At 51.5% G+C, this 1,153-nt stretch carries 1 protein-coding gene; it reads left to right on the top strand.

Annotated features, from left to right (window positions below; translation table 11 throughout):
• A partial coding sequence (locus ACTHUM_RS14825) for a Na+/H+ antiporter NhaC family protein (RefSeq protein WP_440403265.1) occupies positions 1-960 on the top strand: 960 nt, incomplete at its 5' end.
• Positions 961-1,153: the final 193 nt, after the last annotated feature.

Raw genomic sequence — 1,153 nt, 5'->3', positions numbered from 1 at the left:
ACTTACAACATCACAGACTACACACCAATGGGCGCATTCGTGGCCATGAGCCTGATGAATTACTACGCCGTCTTCGCATTACTTATGGTGTTTGTCGTTGCTTGGTTCTCCTTCGACATCGGCTCTATGGCTCGTTTGGAACGCGCCGCTTTGAACGAAACTCATGATGAAACCATTGAAACAGGCCATCCTAACGGCCGCGTATTCGCGCTGATTGTGCCGGTTTTAGTACTGATCATCGCCACTGTTTCCGCTATGATTTACACTGGCGCACAAGCTTCTGAAACCTTCTCTTTGCTCAGCGCGTTTGAAAATACCGACGTGAACACTTCCCTCGTATTCGGCGGTACTTGCGGTGTATTGGCCGTCATCCTCTGCACCATCGGCACCATCAAAACCAACGATTACCCTAAAGCCATTTGGCAGGGCATCATCTCTATGCGCGGTGCCATTACCATCTTGATTTTGGCATGGATCATCAGCACCGTTGTCAGCGAGATGCACACCGGCGAATACCTCTCCACTTTGGTGGCAGGCAATATCCACGCAGGCTTCCTACCCGTGATTTTGTTTCTGCTCGCAGGCGTGATGGCCTTCGCTACCGGCACAAGTTGGGGCACATTCGGCATCATGTTGCCGATTGCCGCCGCCATGGCCGTCAAAGTCGAACCTTCGCTGATTATCCCTTGCATGTCCGCCGTCATGGCCGGTGCCGTATTTGGCGACCACTGCTCGCCGATTTCCGACACCACCATCCTCTCTTCTACCGGCGCACACTGTAACCACATCGACCACGTTACCTCGCAATTCCCTTACGCACTAACCGTTGCCGCCTCTGCCGCTATCGGCTACCTGATTTTAGGCATGACCGGCTCTGCGCCTTTAGGTTTTGTGGTAACCGGCATCGTAATGGTTGTGTTGATTTTCATCTTAAAAGACAAGAAAAAAGCAACTGCCTAATTCAAAACCAATATTCAGACGGCCTGAGATATTCCGACACGCTCAGGCCGTCTGAATATTGCAATTACCCATATATACATTATTCAGGACAAAACAATGAATACGCCCCATCTTCCACGCGGCCCAGTCATGGCCGACGTCGCTGCCTATCATCTGACCGAAGAAGAAAAACAACGCCTGCTCGACCCTGCCG

Source organism: Neisseria sp. P0021.S006, from assembly GCF_051956895.1.
This window is presented reverse-complemented; position numbering and strand designations above follow the sequence as displayed.